The sequence below is a fragment of the Terriglobus albidus genome (assembly GCF_025685425.1).
In the GTDB taxonomy this organism is placed as follows: Bacteria; Acidobacteriota; Terriglobia; order Terriglobales; family Acidobacteriaceae; genus Terriglobus; species Terriglobus albidus.
Window position 1 is genome coordinate 166,970 of sequence record NZ_JAGTAS010000051.1, and the last position, 16,094, is coordinate 183,063.

The 16,094-nt window shown below is 60.7% G+C and carries 17 protein-coding genes; 8 read left to right on the forward strand and 9 right to left on the reverse strand.

Going from position 1 to position 16,094, the window contains the following annotated elements:
* Positions 1–26: 26 nt before the first annotated feature.
* Positions 27–893, reverse strand: coding sequence for a 16S rRNA (cytidine(1402)-2'-O)-methyltransferase (gene rsmI, locus OHL21_RS11110; RefSeq protein WP_263417339.1), 867 nt, complete (start codon positions 891–893; stop codon positions 27–29).
* The gene (locus tag OHL21_RS11115; RefSeq protein ID WP_263417340.1) at positions 890–2,011 is read right to left on the reverse strand and encodes a CBS domain-containing protein; all 1,122 of its coding nucleotides are present in this window, start codon (positions 2,009–2,011) and stop codon (positions 890–892) included. Before OHL21_RS11115 ends, rsmI begins: the two co-directional genes overlap by 4 nt.
* A gap of 21 nt (positions 2,012–2,032) precedes the next feature.
* On the opposite strand from OHL21_RS11115, the gene rsmD reads away from it, so the two are divergent.
* Both rsmD and OHL21_RS11125 read left to right on the forward strand, forming a co-directional pair.
* Positions 2,033–2,608, forward strand: coding sequence for a 16S rRNA (guanine(966)-N(2))-methyltransferase RsmD (gene rsmD / locus OHL21_RS11120; RefSeq protein ID WP_263417341.1), 576 nt, complete (start codon positions 2,033–2,035; stop codon positions 2,606–2,608).
* 73 nt (positions 2,609–2,681) lie between these two features.
* Positions 2,682–3,242, forward strand: coding sequence for a Maf family protein (locus OHL21_RS11125; RefSeq protein WP_263417342.1), 561 nt, complete (start codon positions 2,682–2,684; stop codon positions 3,240–3,242).
* A gap of 242 nt (positions 3,243–3,484) precedes the next feature.
* On the opposite strand, the gene OHL21_RS11130 is transcribed toward OHL21_RS11125, so the two are convergent.
* From OHL21_RS11130 to OHL21_RS11145, 4 genes are all read right to left on the reverse strand, one after another.
* Positions 3,485–4,618 (reverse strand): M20 family metallopeptidase, encoded by a 1,134-nt coding sequence (locus OHL21_RS11130; protein WP_263417343.1) that lies wholly within the window; start codon positions 4,616–4,618, stop codon positions 3,485–3,487.
* Positions 4,582–5,352, reverse strand: a complete 771-nt coding sequence (locus OHL21_RS11135; RefSeq protein WP_263417344.1) for a gamma-glutamyl-gamma-aminobutyrate hydrolase family protein — start codon at positions 5,350–5,352, stop codon at positions 4,582–4,584. Before OHL21_RS11135 ends, OHL21_RS11130 begins: the two co-directional genes overlap by 37 nt.
* A gap of 101 nt (positions 5,353–5,453) precedes the next feature.
* Complete coding sequence (locus tag OHL21_RS11140; protein ID WP_263417345.1) at positions 5,454–6,125, reverse strand: YqaA family protein; 672 nt, start codon at positions 6,123–6,125, stop codon at positions 5,454–5,456.
* Between the two features lie 65 nt (positions 6,126–6,190).
* On the reverse strand, positions 6,191–6,673 hold the full coding sequence (locus OHL21_RS11145; RefSeq protein WP_317889971.1) for a MogA/MoaB family molybdenum cofactor biosynthesis protein: 483 nt from the start codon (positions 6,671–6,673) through the stop codon (positions 6,191–6,193).
* Positions 6,674–6,784: 111 nt separating this feature from the next.
* On the opposite strand from OHL21_RS11145, the gene OHL21_RS11150 reads away from it, so the two are divergent.
* Positions 6,785–7,864, forward strand: coding sequence for a TonB C-terminal domain-containing protein (locus tag OHL21_RS11150; protein WP_263417346.1), 1,080 nt, complete (start codon positions 6,785–6,787; stop codon positions 7,862–7,864).
* Positions 7,865–7,982: 118 nt separating this feature from the next.
* Positions 7,983–8,912, forward strand: a complete 930-nt coding sequence (gene miaA / locus OHL21_RS11155) for a tRNA (adenosine(37)-N6)-dimethylallyltransferase MiaA (protein ID WP_263417347.1) — start codon at positions 7,983–7,985, stop codon at positions 8,910–8,912.
* Between the two features lie 59 nt (positions 8,913–8,971).
* Here the strand turns inward: miaA and OHL21_RS11160 are convergent, their stop codons facing one another.
* Both OHL21_RS11160 and OHL21_RS11165 read right to left on the reverse strand, forming a co-directional pair.
* The gene (locus tag OHL21_RS11160) at positions 8,972–9,187 is read right to left on the reverse strand and encodes a PGPGW domain-containing protein (protein WP_263417348.1); all 216 of its coding nucleotides are present in this window, start codon (positions 9,185–9,187) and stop codon (positions 8,972–8,974) included.
* Positions 9,188–9,193: 6 nt separating this feature from the next.
* Positions 9,194–11,323, reverse strand: a complete 2,130-nt coding sequence (locus OHL21_RS11165) for a molybdopterin-containing oxidoreductase family protein (RefSeq protein WP_263417349.1) — start codon at positions 11,321–11,323, stop codon at positions 9,194–9,196.
* Between the two features lie 15 nt (positions 11,324–11,338).
* Here OHL21_RS11165 and OHL21_RS11170 point away from each other — a divergent pair, with 15 nt between their 5' ends.
* Complete coding sequence (locus OHL21_RS11170; protein WP_263417350.1) at positions 11,339–11,782, forward strand: YybH family protein; 444 nt, start codon at positions 11,339–11,341, stop codon at positions 11,780–11,782.
* A 406-nt stretch (positions 11,783–12,188) separates the two neighbouring features.
* Here the strand turns inward: OHL21_RS11170 and OHL21_RS11175 are convergent, their stop codons facing one another.
* On the reverse strand, positions 12,189–13,874 hold the full coding sequence (locus tag OHL21_RS11175; protein ID WP_263417351.1) for a M20/M25/M40 family metallo-hydrolase: 1,686 nt from the start codon (positions 13,872–13,874) through the stop codon (positions 12,189–12,191).
* Positions 13,875–14,019: 145 nt separating this feature from the next.
* Between OHL21_RS11175 and OHL21_RS11180 the strand changes: the two genes are divergently transcribed.
* The 3 genes from OHL21_RS11180 to plsX all read left to right on the forward strand — a co-directional run bounded on the left by OHL21_RS11180 (position 14,020) and on the right by plsX (position 15,913).
* Positions 14,020–14,586 carry a YceD family protein gene (locus tag OHL21_RS11180; RefSeq protein ID WP_263417352.1) on the forward strand — a complete coding sequence of 189 codons (567 nt, stop codon included), beginning with the start codon at positions 14,020–14,022 and terminating at the stop codon, positions 14,584–14,586.
* Between the two features lie 79 nt (positions 14,587–14,665).
* Positions 14,666–14,851 carry a 50S ribosomal protein L32 gene (rpmF, locus tag OHL21_RS11185; protein ID WP_147646345.1) on the forward strand — a complete coding sequence of 62 codons (186 nt, stop codon included), beginning with the start codon at positions 14,666–14,668 and terminating at the stop codon, positions 14,849–14,851.
* Positions 14,852–14,884: 33 nt separating this feature from the next.
* Positions 14,885–15,913, forward strand: coding sequence for a phosphate acyltransferase PlsX (gene plsX / locus OHL21_RS11190; RefSeq protein ID WP_263417353.1), 1,029 nt, complete (start codon positions 14,885–14,887; stop codon positions 15,911–15,913).
* The last annotated feature ends 181 nt before the right edge of the window (positions 15,914–16,094 follow it).

Consider the following 16,094-nt stretch of genomic DNA (forward strand, 5'->3'; position numbering starts at 1 on the left):
AATTCTTCAATCATTTCCGTCCGCCTTTAGCGGCGGGTCTTTTCGCGTTGCCACTGGCGGTAGACTTCGCTCTTGCCCATGTTGCGGTCGCGGGCTACCTGTTTGAGGGCGTCTTTCTCGGAGAAGCCTTGTTTCATCAGGGTCTCGACAGTCGACGCGATGGAGGCCGGTGCGGCTTGTGCAGCCTCTTCTGCAGGACGTTCTCCGCTGAGCAGCAGGACGAACTCTCCTCGGATTGCGTCACGGTTTTTGAGAGCTTTCAGCACGTCAATGACAATGCCGCGCAGGTGTTCTTCATGCAACTTGGTCAGCTCGCGTGCGAGCGCTACCGGATGCTCCGGACCAAAGACTGCTGCCACGTCTTCCAGAGTCTCCACGATGCGGTGGGGAGCTTCGTAGAAGATGTGCGTTGTGCCGTTGAGCATGAGCGACTCTAACTGCGTTCGGCGCTGGCCTGCCTTGGGTGGCAGAAATCCATGAAAGGTGAAGCTTTCAGTCGACAGACCGCTGGCAATGAGCGCGGAGATCGCGGCGTTTGCTCCTGGAATTGGGTAGACCGGAATGCCGGCTGCGATTGCTGCCGCGACCACTTCAGCGCCTGGGTCAGCGATGCCCGGCGTGCCGGCGTCGGAGACGATAGCGATACGTTGCCCGGACTGCAGCGCGGACAACAACTCATCGCTACGTGAACGTTCATTGTGCTGGTGATAGCTGATGGTCGGCTTCTGGATCTGGAAGTGGTTCAACAGCTTTTGCGTCTGGCGTGTGTCTTCGCAGGCGATGCGGTCGACCGACTGCAAGACCCGCAGCGCTCGTAACGTGATGTCTTCCAGGTTGCCGATCGGCGTAGCGACGAGATAGAGGCCCGGCGCCAGCGGCGCAGGCTCACTCACGACTGCTGCTCCTCAAAGTTGCGCATGCGGCGCTTGAGGGCAAGCAGGCTCATCGATTGATTTAGATTCTGCGGTGTGATGATGCCTACGATCCGCTCACCGTCGAGCACGGGGACGAGCTGGGCCTGGGCGCGTGGGCCCATCATGCGGCGGAGTGTCTGCACCAGCGAGTCGCTGGACTGTGCTGTATGGAAGGCCCGCGACATGATTGCCTGCACATAGCCGTTGCCCTCGGATTGCAGGGCCTCCAGGATGCTCTGCCGGCTGATGACGCCCACGAGGTTATTGCCACGAGTCACAGGGAAGACATCCTGCATGGAGTGGATCGACTTTTCCAACGCGTCTTCCAGCGTGTCGGAAGCGGAGAGGGTGGCGAACTCGGTCAGCATGACATCGCGCATCAGCACCGTATCGACCGAGCTCTGCAGCATGAGGCCGTGATCTTCCATCTGTGCGCCGATCAGGACAAAAGCGCCAATCAGCAGAAGCCACATGTTGAAGGTGACGATGCCGGCGATGATCATCACCAGTGCGATCATCTGGCCGAAGCCGACCGCGGCGCGGGTGCCGCCGGCCAGTCCGCGGGAGCGAGAGAATTCACCACGCAGCACGCGGCCCGCATCGAGCGGCCATGCCGGCAGCAGATTGATGGCGCCCAATAGAAGCTGAATCCAGAAAGCGGCGCGCAGCAGGTGGAAGGGTGTAATCCACGGGCGGCTCAGCATGTCCACGTTCGGTGTGGCCGCGAAGATCAGCAGGCCGATAACAGCCCCGAAGAGGAAGCTGGTGATCGGTCCGACGATGGCGATCTTGCGTTGAACGGCGCCTTCGTTGGCGCGCTCCATGGAGTCGGCGGTGGCGAACTGGATCAGGCCGCCGGTGGGCAGCAGCTGGATGGAACGCAGCTCCAGGTTGAACCACGAGCAAGCCAGCAGCCGTGCGATCTCACGCACCACCACGGCGAAGACGAGAATCAGCCAAAGGGCGACACCGCGCATGCCGTTATGGTTCGACATCGAAGCCCAGCTCACCGAGAGCGCGAGCAGCAGCACGAAGAAGGTGTGCATACGTATCTCTACGCCGAACCAACGGCCGAGCGGGATGGACCAGGAGCGCATGAGGTTTATTGTAGTCACGGGATGAGGATCATCGGTGGGAAGTGGAGATCTAGGCAGATTGCGGCGCCGAAAAGCGAGGCAACCAGGCCGACGAGCGACCGTCTGCGCGAGACGCTCTTTAACGTGCTGGGACAGGACTGTACGGGCTTGCGTGTGCTGGATTTATACGCCGGCTCCGGCGCTGTGGGCCTGGAGGCGCTGAGCCGCGGGGCACGCCGCGTCTGGTTTGCGGAAAAGTCTTCGCCCGCCCTGGCCACGCTACGGGCCAACCTGCGGGCACTGGGAGCGGAGGGAGCGGTCGTCGACAACAGCGGCGTTTCGACTCTTCTGTCCAAACTCGCCAGGGAAAAGACCGCGATTGACCTTATCTTCCTTGATCCTCCATGGGATATGGCACAGGAGTACGAACGCACCCTGGGCTTTCTGGGCTCGCATGAAGAGCTGCTGAACGATGGAGCCCGGGTCGTCGCCGAACATCGCAGCAAGGTGGAGCTCCCGGCGCGCGTCGGCAACCTGGAACGCACGCGCGTGCTCAAACAAGGGGACGCTTCCCTGAGTTTTTACCAGTGGAGCGATGAAGGCGACACAACAAGCTGAAGCTTCGATCCTTCAATTCTTCATTTTCTTCAATCGTTTCAATGCTTCACTCATTTGGTTATTCAATAGACATATGCGTTTGATTCTTGCCTCCGCCTCTCCTCGTCGCCGGGAACTTCTAACCCAGGCCGGCATTACCTTCACTGTGGAGACGGCTGACATCAACGAGTCGCAGTATCCCGGAGAAGATCCGATCGCCTATACCACCCGCCTGGCCCGTGAGAAGGCGCAGATCGTGCTCGCCAGGCATCCCTGTGAACACGATCTGGTGGTGCTGGGCGCCGATACTACCGTGACACTCGACAACACGTTGCTGGGAAAACCAACAAGCCCCGCTGACGCCACCGTGATGCTGCGCGCTCTGAGCGGGCGGGTGCATCAGGTGGTCACCGGAGTTGCGCTGCTGTCGTTTCAGAAAGCGGTGACCCATGCCGAAACGACCAGCGTCTTCTTCCAGGTGATGACCGAGCAGGAGATTGCGGAGTACATCGCTACTGGGGAGCCGATGGATAAGGCCGGGGCGTATGGGATCCAGGGAAGCGCCGCGCGGTTTATTCCTCGGATTGAAGGGGACTATTCCAATGTTGTCGGTTTGCCGATTGCGGCGGTGGCGAATCTTTTGAAGAGTTTTTAGAGGACCACAGAACTGGGTGCCCCATCCATCACATCGTGATTGGGTGGGATGTCTCGCGGAGCGAGACGCTTTTCCCTCCTGGGCACCGAAAGAGTACTGGTAGAGAAGCAGATTTCTCCGCTCCCGTTTGGAGCTACGAAATGACAAACCAAAAAGCAGGTTCGCGCGTAGCGCGAATGCCCACATCTCGGCCTAGCCGAGATATGGGGCACCCATTCGGTGGCTCAACTAGCAACCAGGAACTAGCAACTAGCAACCATCTGCGCGAGCAGATTGGTGCGTGGGGCTATGTGGGCAATCTCGGTCTGTTCGTGTGCTGCGTGAGCGCCGATGCCGACAGCGCCCATGCCATCGAGCGTTGGAGCGAAGGGGGCGGTGAAGTTACCGTCTGAGCCTCCGCCGGTTGCTGCTTCATCGAGCGAGAAGCCGAGGCCAGCGGCGAGCTTTTTCGCCTGCCGGTAGAGCCGCACCGTGCCCGCAGAGCGTTCCATGGGAGGACGATTGATGCCGCCGGTGACGGTCACTGTACATGCCTTGTCCATTGCTTTCAGTGCACGCAGCTTGCGGTCGATGCGTTCTCCATCGCGCATGGTTGGGATTCGCAAGTCGATCTCGGCCCACGCCTCGGCGGCGATCACGTTCGACTTGGTGCCGCCGCCGATGACGCCGGCGTTCAACGTGATGCCGCGCTTCAGATCGTTCAGCTCAGCGAGCTTCAATAACTGCCGCGAGAGCTCCAGCGTCGCTGAGTGGCCCTTCTCAGGATCTACGCCTGCATGCGCGCTGACGCCGGTTACCGCAATACGGTAGTTGCCGATACCCTTACGCTGTGTCTTATAGGCCCAGTTCGGGGCCTGTGCCGGCTCCAGTACAAAAACCGCTTCGGCCGTCTGTGCGATCTTCTCCGTGATGGGCCGTGAAGCAGGACTGCCGATCTCCTCGTCGGAGACGAGCAGCAACACCACCTCACGTTGCAATTCGGAGGCACGCAATGCTTCCAACGCCATCACGACGCCGAGCTTCATGTCCAGCACGCCTGGGCCGTACAAATGCGTTGCTGTCCGCCGCCAGGGCATCGTCTTCAGTGTGCCGATGGGCCATACGGTATCGAGATGGCCGAGGAGGACAACCGGCTTGCGTCCTCTGCGTTTTGGGCCGAAACGCAGCTCCAGCAGGTCACCATGCTGCTTCTGCCGGTGGCGCTTAATCTGCGGCTGCAGCCCGGCGGCAAGCTCCAACAGAGCATCGTTGCAGCGATCAACGGCGGCTTTATCGTCGGATGGTGACTCGATCTCCACCAACTTGCGTGTCTGGCTGATGACGCGGGCGACATCGACGGTCATGCGATGGAGTCCTTGATCTCGCGCGGCTTCCACTGCCGTGCCTCTTCGACGAAGCGCTCAAAGATTGCACGCGAGGCAGGTGAGTGATCGAAGGTACGCTCCGGATGCCATTGCACTCCCAGCACAAAATGTCCGGGATGCTGGCCACCTTCTACGGCCTCAATGACGCCGTCCACGGGGCACCGCGCCACGATCCGAAGGCCATCGCCGGGATCCTGCAGCGCCTGGTGATGGCTGCTGTTCACCGGCAGGGTGAGCATGTGTTCGTGCTCCGGAACGCCGGTTGCCGCGACGATTGCACCCAGCATCGAATCGGCTGCAACTTCGGCTGGATGAGCTTCCATCACTTCGCGGCCGGCACGATGATCGATCCCGGTGCCTTCCACATGCTGCACGAGCGATCCTGTGCGCCATACGTTCAGCATCTGCACGCCGAAGCAGATACAGAGCAGAGGCTTGTGCATGTTGTGCGCATCCTGCAGCAGCAACTCATCGACGTTTTCGCGCGCGGGGTCGGCATCGGCGGTCTCAGGATCGCGCGACTGACCATACTTCTGCGGATTCACATCGGCGCCGCTGCCGGGCAGAAGAAAGGCCTGACAACTGTTGGCAATCCTGGCAATCTCAGCGTTGGTGCTGTCCAGCGGCACCGGGACCGGCTCGGCTCCGCAACGCCGAAGCGCCTCAGCATACTGCGGCCACGCACGCTGGGAGTAGGCTGCATCGGTCGACCAGGGAATGGGGATGGCAATACGGGGGGTGTTCATGAAACCCCTATTTTATTGAATGATTGAATAACGGAATAATTGAATAAACCAGAGCACCGAAGCTGCAGGGACACTATTCAATTTTTTACTTATTCAATTCTTCAATTGGTTCCCGGTTCAGCCGTGCCGTTCTCCTCCACCGGAAAACGGTCGCCCTTGCGGCGGTCGAAGAGTTTGCGCACAATCCAGAAGCCCACCAACAGCACGAGGAGGCCGCCAATACCGATGACATAGCCGGTGTGCTCATGAATCATGTTGCCGGCGGTGTCGATAATCTGAGGGCCGTAGAGGATCGTGATGAGGGCCTCGGCTCCGAAGCGCAGGAACTTGCCCAGGAAGATCGCCAGGAAGAACGCCGCCGTGCGCATCTCGAAGACACCGGCGGCAAACTCGAAGAGCTTGATCGGTGTCGGGGGCGGCAGCATGGCAGGAATCATGATGGCCAGGAACTCCTGACGCTCAAAGCGGTCGCGGAGCTGCTCGTAACGCTTGCGGTTGATCCGCTTCAGCAGAAACAGCTCTCCGCCGGCACGGCCGACGAAAAAGGGGACCAGGCTTCCAATGGCGGAACCCGCCGCAGCCAGCAGCACAAACAGGAACGACTTGGGATGGTCGTGGACGACATAGGCGATGAGCAAAGCGTCGATCGGGACCGGGATGGTGGCCGAATCGATGAGCGCCAGAGCGCCGATACCCCAGAAGCCGAGCGGCAACAGCAATTTGAGCAGCCAGGCAAGAAACTTGTGAATAAGTGCTGAAGGCGAAGATTTCACGGAAGTCCCATTTTATCGTGCCCATTAGCGTGCCCGGTTGGCTTCATCGATTCCACGCCGGGGCGTTATCGGTTCAAGCCAGCGTGGTCGGTATGCCCCGCCAGAAGTTCGAGGGCATGCGGCAGAAGAGGAAGCACCGTCTCCAGCGACTCCTGGGCGCCGATGGGGCTTCCCGGAAGGTTGATGACCAGCGTGCGGTCGAGGATGCCACAGACACCCCGGCTGAGTGCCGCCAGCGGTGTCTTTTTTGCGCCCTCAGCGCGCATACGTTCCGCCAGACCGGGAACCAGACGCGTGCACACAGAGCGGGTCGCCTCCGGCGTGACATCCCGCTCCGCCAGGCCCGTTCCCCCGGTGGTAACTACGAGTTGCACCGCCTGCGCCGCCTCCCGCAGGGTGGCTGTAATGGCCTCCACATCGTCCGGAACCAGCCGCTGCTCGACCGTAAACCCTGCCGCTTCAAGCATCTTCCTCACCTGGGGACCGGAAAGATCCGGCCTTTGGCCGGCGAAGCTGCTGTCGGAAACGGTAATGACTGTGGCGCGCACCCGGTCATTGTACGGGGCTGAGTTAAGAAGTATGGGGAGGGGGGTGAGAAAATAGCGAGAAGGTCAACTGTCGGCGAGACTTCCCGTCCGCAGTAGAAGTCTTATCTCAAGATGACGCCAGTGGAAACGCCACCCAACGCTCCTTCGCCGGAGCTTAGCGGCCGCAAAGCTCGCCGCTACGACGAGATGGAGCACCATGAGCTGCTCCACCTGATGGATGAGATCGACGATGAACGCGCCCGGGCGCGCTTCCGTGAGTCGATCTATATCTCGGTCATCGTCTGGCTCATCCTTGGCTGGTTCATGCTCTATGGCCCAAGAGTGCTCTTCCACCAGGGCAAAGTGATCTCGGTTGTGGATGCTCTGAAGGAGCGCGACAAGGAATTGCGCTACCTCGATCTGCCGCCGGATGTGAGCAAGAAGCTGCCGAAGAAACCCACGGACATCATCAGTGACAAGGACCGCGTCGCCCAGACGAAGACGCCGACACTCGATAAGAAGACCTTGCAGCAGTTGCAGGCCATGCAGCGCTCTGCGCCGCCGGCTCCGGTACAGGCGCCTCCCGCGCCCCAGCCTGCTCCGCAGCAGGCAGCCCCTGCACCTGCTCCGGCTCCACAGCAGCCGGCGCCGCAACAGGCACAGCAGCAGCCACTTCCTTCTACGCCGTTGCCCCAGCATCAGCCTCCGCCACAGCAGCAGGCGGCTCTGGATGCGCCTAAGCCTAATTTCAATACCAATCGCGCAGCTACCGGATTCGGCAATCTCGTGCAGCAGGCCGCACAGGCGGCCCGGAGTGGCGGTGGCGGCGGCAATTATGGGCAGAACGCGAACCCGCAACATCCGGGCCTGCAGGCTGGCGCTGAGATTCTCTCCGACACCATGGGCGTGGACTTCGGCCCGTACATGCGCCGCCTGCGGAACGACATCCAGCGTAACTGGGATCCACTGATTCCTGAGTCGGTCCGTGCGCCGATCCTGAAACAAGGCGTCACTGGTATTCGCTTCGTAATTCTTCCTGACGGCCGCATCGGCAACATTCTGCTGGAGACCAAGTCCGGCGATGTCGCGCTCGACAAAGCCGCATGGGGCGCCATCACCGCCGAAGGACAGTTTCCGCCGTTACCCAAGGAGTTCAAAGGTCCCTACCTTGAGCTGCGCTGCGGCTTCTTCTACAACATGCCCGTGCAATGAAGCCTGATGCGTTAACCTCTATCGCGCGCGGTCTTCTTCTGCTGGCTCTTTTGGTGATCGCCGTGGCTCTGTGGCGTGCGCATCACCATCACACGCTGGGGGCCGGATGGTGGAAGGCATGGTAGAGCCTCTGTTGGTCGTGCTCGTCGGTCCGACGGCAAGCGGCAAAACCGCTCTCGGTATTCACCTCGCGCAACGCTTCGGCGGCGAGATCGTGAGCTGTGATTCGGTATCGGTCTATCGCGGCATGGATGTCGGATCAGCGAAGCCATCGCTGGAGGAGCGTGCCGCCGTTCCTCATCATCTGATCGACATCCGTAACCCCGATGAGCCCTGCACCGCAGGCGACTACAGCCGTGAGGCACGTGCTGCGATTGCCGAGATTACCGCACGCGGCCACCTGCCGATTGTCAGCGGAGGCACCGGCCTGTATCTGCGGGCGCTTACCGATGGCCTCTTTGCAGGCCCGCAGCGCGACGAGGAACTGCGGGAGCGGCTGCGTCAGCGTGCTGCCGCTCGTGGCAGCGAGTATCTGCATCGCCTGCTCATGCGTCTGGATCGCAAGGCATCGGAGAGCATCCACGCGAATGACACTCCGAAGCTGATTCGCGCCATCGAGGTCTGTCTCGCCGCAAGGACGCCGATGACCGAGGCCTGGCAGCAGCAGGGCCGCGACCCGCTCACCGGGTACCGCATTGTGCGCCTCGGTCTGAATCCTGACCGCACGCTGCTTTACGACCGCATCAACCGCCGCGCCGCCGCTATGTTCGAACACGGCCTCGTAGAAGAAACCGCAATGCTTGCGCAGGAATATGGCGCCGACGTCCGGCCCTTGACCTCATTGGGCTACGCCCAGGCGCTTGCCCTGCTACAAGGCTCCATGACTCGCGAAGAGGCCATCGCTGCCGCACAACAGGGCCACCGCAACTACGCGAAGCGCCAGCTCACCTGGTTCCGCCGCGATCAGGATGTTCATTGGTTGAGTGGTTTTGGAGATGAGGTGAGGGAGGAAGCGGTGGAACTGGTAAAGGAGGGGTTGAATGGTTGAATGGTTGAATTGTTGAATTGTTCCGCCAATGAGCGACTGGGGTGCGTTTCACCATTCAACTATTCAACCTTTTGCGGCATCCTTACCTTGCTCTTTGCCTTCCCCCACTTTTCCTTCACGCGTTCCAGAAGCCGTGCCGCCCAGAGGCGGTCTACTGCTAAGACAGCCAGACCGGCGATCAGGAGAGGAATTCCAGGGATTACGGGCAGGACACAGCCTACCACTCCGATAAGGATCAGAAGCCAGGCGCCGGTCTCACGAAGGAATCGCTTCACCTGTCGTTAGACGCAGGATTTGCGAACTTCAACCAATGTGGAATAAAAAGTCGGGCCCCCGCCGATATCGGTGAGGCGTTCGCTGGTCAGCAGATTGATGCCCTGACCCTCCGCATGTGTCTTATTCCAGGAGAGACGCGCGGCCACCACGCCCTCCGGCACCGTGCCGTCGACGTGAGCGGTAAGCTGCATCCGTCCGCGATCGTTAAAGATTTCCACCATATCACCGCTGGCGATGCCGCGCTGGGCGGCGTCGGTGCGATGCATCTCCAGCACGCCGATTCGTCCGGACTCCAGCTTCTGGTGGCTCTCCAGGTTGGCAAAGGTGGAGTTCATGTAGTTGTCGGCCTTACGCGGCAGAAACTCCAGCGGATAGATCGCGGCCTGCGGACTTAGCCGTGACTCGCTGGGAGCGTGGAAGGTTGGAAGGGCATCGCTTCCCGCCTCGGCGATCGCCGCGGAAGAAAACTCGCCTTTTCCTGATGGCGTACGGAACCACTCCGGCGAAGAAAATGGATGACCTTCCGGCAGATTCAGCCGGACATGGCCCTCCTTCTCCAGGCGCTCCGGCGTAATTCCGGCAAACCAAGGATGCGAGGTCTCGTACGCCTGCGCGATCAGGTCATCTTCGGTGTCGTGGAAGCAGACCTCTGGAAATCCCATGCGCTGGCCCAGCTGACCGAAGAGCCATACATTCGACTTCGCCTCGCCCAGCGGTGCGATGGCTGGTGTGGAAAGCTGTGCGAAGAGATGCCCGTAGGCACCCTGCGTGTCTTTCACTTCCAGGAAGGTCGGTGCGGGCAGCAGGACATCTGCGTAATCGGCCGTGTCGGTGAAGAACTGCTCATGCACCACGGTGAAGAGGTCTTCGCGAGCCATGCCGCGCAGCACCGCGTTCTGATTCGGAGCTACCGCCGCGGGATTGCTGTTGTAGACAAACATCGCCTTCACGGGGGGATCGTTCAGCTCTGTCAGCGCCTGACCGAGCTGGGACATATTCACCACGCGCGCCTCACGCTTCAGCGGACTGGCCAGCATCAGCTCCGGCATCTGCAGGCGCGCCGAATTGAAGGGGAATGAGCCTGAGGTCGAAAGCTGTACCCCGCCGCCGCGATGCATCCACGCTCCGGTCAGAAGGGGCAACATCAGCACCGCGCGAGCGCCGGCGCCGCCGTTCTCGCTGCGCTGGATACCATAGTTCAACCGAATCGCCGAGGGCACCGCACGCGCATACTCCCGCGCCAGGCGCTCGATATCGGCGGCGGCTACACCTGTAACCTTCTCCACCTGTGCCGGAGCGTATTCCGGTTGCAGCACATGGCGCTTGAGGTCATCGAAGCCGTGCGTGCAGCGGGCGATGTACTCCTTGTTCTCGAGGCCGTCGCGCACAATGACATGCATCATGCCGAGCGCCAGCGCGGTATCCGTTCCCGGATGGATGGCGATGTGCCAGTCCGCCAGAGCCGCGGTGCGGGTCTTATACGGATCGATGACGATCAGTTTTGCTCCATTGCGGCGCGCCTGTTCGATGAAGGGCCACAGATGGATGTTGTTGCCGTGAATGTTCGCACCCCAGGCGATGATGTAGCGTGCATGGGCGAAGTCCTGCGGCTCAACACCGAGCTTTACGCCGTAGACGCTAATCATTGCGGCGCCGCCGGCGCTGGCGCAGATGGTGCGATCGAGCTGCGAGGCTCCCAGACGATGAAAGAAGCGGCGGTCCATGGAGCCATAGCCCAACTGGCCGATAGTGCCCGCATAGGAATAGGGCAGTACTGCCTCCGGCCCGTACGTCTCCGTGATGGTCTTCAGGCGCCCAGCCACGAGATCCAGCGCCTCATCCCAGGAGATGCGCTCGAAGACCGCAGCTTCGTTGCCCTTCTCCAGCGGACCTTTGGGAACGTCCGCGCGGCGGCGCATGGGATAGAGCAGGCGATCCGGCGAATAAACACGGTCGAGATACTTGGCGACCTTGCCGCAGAGAAAGCCGCGGGTCACCGGATGCGAGGGATCGCCCTGCATCTTGACAGCGCGTCCGGTCAGCGTGTCGACCGTCACCAGGACACCACAGGAGTCCGGGCAGTCATGCGAACAAACGGCGTGCACCACTTTCGTATTGGCCTGCGCGTGGGGCATAGATACATTCTAGTCATGCGCCGTATTTTGCTCGCCCTGATCTTTGCCTCTGCCACCCTTGCACCTGCCCAGTTGGGAACCGTACCCCAGCAGACATTGGACTGCATCAAGGTGCTGCTCGCGCAGGAACGGTCCTGGAACGCAGGGGATATTGATGGATTTCTGACCGGCTACAAAGACTCGCCGGAGACGATCTTCGTCAGCCGTGGCGTGCATAAGGGATTTGCGGAGCTGGCGGATAACTACCGCAGGAGCTATCCGACGAAGGCCGCGATGGGGACGCTGAGCTTCAGTGATTTCGATGTGAAACAGCTTGATGAGAACTTTGCGGTGGTGCTGGGCAGGTTCCATCTGGAGCGGAAGAAGCAGGATGGTGGGAATGCGGAAGGTGTCTTTTCGCTGGTGATGGAGAAGACGGATGCGGGATGGAAGATCGTGGTGGATCACACGACGTCGTGAAGTAAGTTGAAGAGTTTCAAAGTTGAAAGTTGAAGACGTACGGGTGGGTGAGACTAGTTGCTGGTTGCTAGTTGCTGGTTGAGGCTTGGGTGAGAGGAACTTTTGACCTGTCATCCTGAGCGAGCCGGGGTCCCCGGCGAACTTTGTTCGCTGGGGTGACAAAGCGAAGGACCTGCTTCTGCTTCTCATTCTTCGTAAAGCGAAGAATGAGACATTCGCGCCACGCGCGAACCGTTTGCTTAAGGGCACGGCTTTCAGCCGTGCCGGAAAAACATCCGGGAAAAACGCGGCTTCAGCCGCTGAGGGCCGTGCCTGTTAGGACACCAATGCCAGCCTCAGCCAATAGGACTGGGGCAACGAGACCATTCAACTATTCAACGATTCAACCATTCAACAAACCAGCCGCTTACTTCGCGGTTGGATACAACCCTTCGAGCGGCTTCGGCACACTGAGGTTCACTGTCTTCCTCGGCATCATGGCGTCCCGCTGGGCTGCGTTCCATAGGAAGATCGCCATGATGGTTGCTGCCTGGCGCAGGTCTGGTTCTGAGAGACGCTCGTAGGTGTCGAGTGCGGTGTGATGGGTGCGGGTCTCGTAGTCGCGAGGATCCTGAATGAATTGGAAACCCGGCAGGCCGGCCTGGTCGAAGCTCACGTGATCGGTCGCGCCGGTCGCGCGCTCTGAGATGGTGGTAAAGCCAAGGTCTTTTACCGGCTCCATCCATTGGCGGAAGATGTTCGCGGCTTCACTGTTGCCTTCGGCAAAAATGCCGAGGAACTTGCCGGTGCCGTTGTCCATGTTGAAGTAGGCATCGAAGTTCGCGTAATCGGCCTTTGGAGTGACACTGCTCGGCAGCATGACGAACGGAGGAAGGTTCTTGTACTTCTCTCCCTCCGGATACTTCACGCTTGCCAGATGGTTCACGACGTAACCGCGCGAGCCATAGATACCCTGTTCCTCACCGCCCCACAGGGCGACACGGATGGTTCGCCGCGGCTTGAGATCGAGCGCCTTCAAAATGCGCAGCGCCTCCATCGCCACCACTACACCCGCGCCATCATCGGTGGCGCCGGTGCCGGCGATCCAGCTATCGAGATGCCCGCCTGCCATTACGATCTGGTCCTTTACCGCGGGATCGTCGCCGGGAAGGTCGGCGATGACGTTCAGACCGTCCACTTTGTCGCCTGTGAACTCCGTCTGGATGTTGATGCGCACGCTCACGGGAACCTTGTGTTCGAGCAAGCGAAAGATGCGCAGGAACGATTCCGTATTGATCACTGCGCCGGGAATCATCTGCCGGTGTTCCGGCTTGAAGACAAACCAGCCAAAGCCCGCAGTACTGGTGTCGTCATGCAGCGCTCCGTTGCTTCCGCCGGGAATCAGGGCAGCGACGGCATGCTCATTGGCAAAGAACTTCGCGAGGTCCTCTTTGAAGGTCGTAAAGCGTTTGGACCAGTAGTCGGGATCGGTGGGAAGCACATCCGTCTCGCCCTGGTCGCCGTTCAACGGGAATTCGGACAAGTGCTGCAGCTTGGCGGCATCGTAGCTCTCGATCGGCGCCGGCGGATTGGGTGAGGTCTTCGGGGCATCTCCGTAGAGAACCACCTTCCCGGCCAGCTTGCCCTTCCATTTATCGAGGTCAGCCGGTGTGTGCAATGTGGGTACGGCAATCACCTCGGCCGTGATCTCGCCTTTGGTCGCGGGTGACCATGGATCCGCCTGGGCGAGCATGGTGGCGGTTCCCGGCTGGGTCATCAGCACCGAGGTGCCGATCTGGCGCCATCCCATACCGGTCTCGCCAAAGCTCTCGGTATGCGCGTTCACGAGCCCCATGTGCTTGAACTGCTCGACGGACCAGTCGGCGGCCTTCTGGTAGTCCGGCGAAAAGGTCAGGCGCGGACCGGAGAGGTCGAAGAGCGCCGCCGCGTACTCCATCACGTGGGACCGGCTGATGCCTTCCTCGCGGATACGGGCGATGGTGGCCAGGTCGAGCGTCTCGGCTGCGGGCTGCGCCGACTTGGCCGTGGAGGGCTTGTCAGCAGCGAACGCCGTCAGGCTCAGGGCGAGAGGGAGGGCAAAGTAGCGGTGCATTGTGAAGGAATCATACTTCCAGTTGCTAGTTCCTAGTTGCTGGTTGCTAGTTCCGAAACATCACCGATGAGTACAGGGAGGTCGCGCTTGCCTGGGCTGTCAGTCACTAGGAACCAGCAACTAGCAACCAGCAACTAGGTAGATAATGGAACAGGGAGAAACGCTGGTGCTCATTACGCCGCTGTTACTGGAAAAAGAGCCACTGGAGCTGGACGAGAGGCTTCCCGCGCTGGACTATGCTCCGGATGTCCGCCAGATCGGCGGTCTGTCCGTGAATGGCCGGGCTGAGCTGCTGGCGGAGCATCGTGGGCCCCGCGAGATTGTGCAGGATATCCGCCTGCGGGCCAAATACTCCGGTGACTTCGAGGTGCTCTGTGCCCGGTGTGTGGACCCGGTTCCGCAGCACATTGAAGGCGAGTTCGACCTGCTGTTCCGCCCCTCGGGGGTGGATGGCGAGCAGGGAGAACGATCCATTTCGGAGGCGGAGACCGAAATCGGGTATTATGAAGAGAGCGGCCTCGTGCTGGAGGACGTCGTGCGGGAACAGGTGTTGCTCTCCCTGCCCGGACGGACGCTCTGTCGCGAAGACTGCAAAGGACTTTGCCCGAGTTGCGGACAGAATCTGAATCAGGGAAGCTGCGACTGCGAGGACCGTACGGTCGATCCGCGGTGGAACGCTCTCGCAGATCTGGCCAGCCGGTTGAAATCTTGAAAATCTCAAGGATTGTGCCGTAGAAGCGCGCGGAGTACTGATGAGCGCGCCACTGCGGTGATGTGAAAGGAACACTGCCATGCCGAATCCGAAACGGCGTCACTCCAAGCAGCGCACAGCGAAGCGCCGCAGCCACGACTTCCTCGTTCCCACGGGCGTTTCCGAGTGCCCGAACTGCCACGAGCGCAAGCTGCCCCACCGTGCGTGCCCCAAGTGCGGCACCTACAAGGGCCGCGAAGTTCTCGCCGTGAAGAGCGAAGCCTAACTTCTGACATCTGAAAGAGACCCCTGGCGCTGAATGCTGATTGATATCGTTCTGGACGCGATGGGCTCTGATAAGGCCCCCGAGCCCGAGCTTCGTGGGGCCATCCTTGCCTGCCGTCATCTGCCGGTCAGGGTCCACCTCGTTGGACCCCAGGACGTTTTGCGCCCTGCGCTCCACCAGCATCTGCGCGGCGAACGGCTACCGATCGAGATCGTTCACGCCAGCGAATGGATCAGCATGGAGGATAAGGCGGCGCAGGCCGTCCGCTCCAAGCGCGACTCCTCCATGCGTGTCGGCCTGAAGATGGTCCGTGAGGGACGCGCCGCCGGCTTCTTTACCGCCGGCAACACGGGCGCCGCCATGGCCACGGCCAAGATGGTGCTGGGCAGCCTGGAAGGTGTGGACCGTCCGGCACTGGCGACGATTCTGCCGACCCAGACCGGACTCCCGTGCCTGCTGCTGGATGTGGGCGCGAATGTCGATTCGGAGCCGAAAAACCTGCTGGACTTCGCCATCATGGGCAAGGTCTACAGCGAGCAGGTGCTGAAGACCAGAGATACTTCCGTCGGCCTGCTGTCGATCGGCGAGGAGGACTCCAAGGGCAATGCGCTCACCCGGGAGACCCTGCCGCTGCTGCGCGATCTACTGGGGCCGAACTTCATCGGCAACGTGGAAGGCCGCGATCTCTACAACGGCCGCGCCGACGTCGTGGTCTGCGACGGCTTTACCGGCAATGTCGCCCTCAAAACCAGCGAGGGGTTAGTTAAGTTGGTCACGTCCTCGCTTAAGAACTCTTTGAAGTCGACCGTGACCTCACAGGTCGGGGCGCTGCTCTCCCGCAAGGCCTTCAACAACTTCAGACACAAACTCGATTATTCCGAGTACGGCGGAGCTCCGCTTCTGGGCGTGCGTGGCGTGTGCGCCATCGGCCACGGCAGCTCCAATGAGCGCGCGATTATGAATGGTATCCGTGTCACCGCCGAAGTCGCCCAGGCCAACGTTAATGCGCAGATTGAAGCGGCGCTCCGTACCAGCAATGGCGCCGCCGATATGACGTTGTAGCGGTTTGAGATTGGAGCCGTAGGAGTTCGAGCGATCGAATATCCCGCCCTTTGTTGGACGTTTAGATTCAGTGCCGGAATTATGGAGCGGGCCTTCAGCCCTTTTCGCGTTTGGGCCTGAGACCTGGGGCGTTGCCCCAGGCTGGTATGGGGTGCGCCTTCAGCGCTTTGAGCCTGTGCCC

What these genes read in the sequence shown, in the direction of transcription:
- plsX (WP_263417353.1), top strand. Translation starts at nt 14,885, where the DNA reads ATGCTGATTGATATCGTTCTGGACGCGATGGGCTCTGATAAGGCCCCC.
- OHL21_RS11115 (WP_263417340.1), bottom strand. Translation starts at nt 2,011, where the DNA reads ATGCGCTCCTGGTCCATCCCGCTCGGCCGTTGGTTCGGCGTAGAGATA.
- OHL21_RS11175 (WP_263417351.1), bottom strand. Translation starts at nt 13,874, where the DNA reads ATGCACCGCTACTTTGCCCTCCCTCTCGCCCTGAGCCTGACGGCGTTC.
- rpmF (WP_147646345.1), top strand. Translation starts at nt 14,666, where the DNA reads ATGCCGAATCCGAAACGGCGTCACTCCAAGCAGCGCACAGCGAAGCGC.
- OHL21_RS11135 (WP_263417344.1), bottom strand. Translation starts at nt 5,352, where the DNA reads ATGAACACCCCCCGTATTGCCATCCCCATTCCCTGGTCGACCGATGCA.
- rsmD (WP_263417341.1), top strand. Translation starts at nt 2,033, where the DNA reads ATGAGGATCATCGGTGGGAAGTGGAGATCTAGGCAGATTGCGGCGCCG.
- OHL21_RS11180 (WP_263417352.1), top strand. Translation starts at nt 14,020, where the DNA reads ATGGAACAGGGAGAAACGCTGGTGCTCATTACGCCGCTGTTACTGGAA.
- OHL21_RS11150 (WP_263417346.1), top strand. Translation starts at nt 6,785, where the DNA reads ATGACGCCAGTGGAAACGCCACCCAACGCTCCTTCGCCGGAGCTTAGC.
- OHL21_RS11165 (WP_263417349.1), bottom strand. Translation starts at nt 11,323, where the DNA reads ATGCCCCACGCGCAGGCCAATACGAAAGTGGTGCACGCCGTTTGTTCG.
- miaA (WP_263417347.1), top strand. Translation starts at nt 7,983, where the DNA reads ATGGTAGAGCCTCTGTTGGTCGTGCTCGTCGGTCCGACGGCAAGCGGC.
- OHL21_RS11125 (WP_263417342.1), top strand. Translation starts at nt 2,682, where the DNA reads ATGCGTTTGATTCTTGCCTCCGCCTCTCCTCGTCGCCGGGAACTTCTA.
- OHL21_RS11170 (WP_263417350.1), top strand. Translation starts at nt 11,339, where the DNA reads ATGCGCCGTATTTTGCTCGCCCTGATCTTTGCCTCTGCCACCCTTGCA.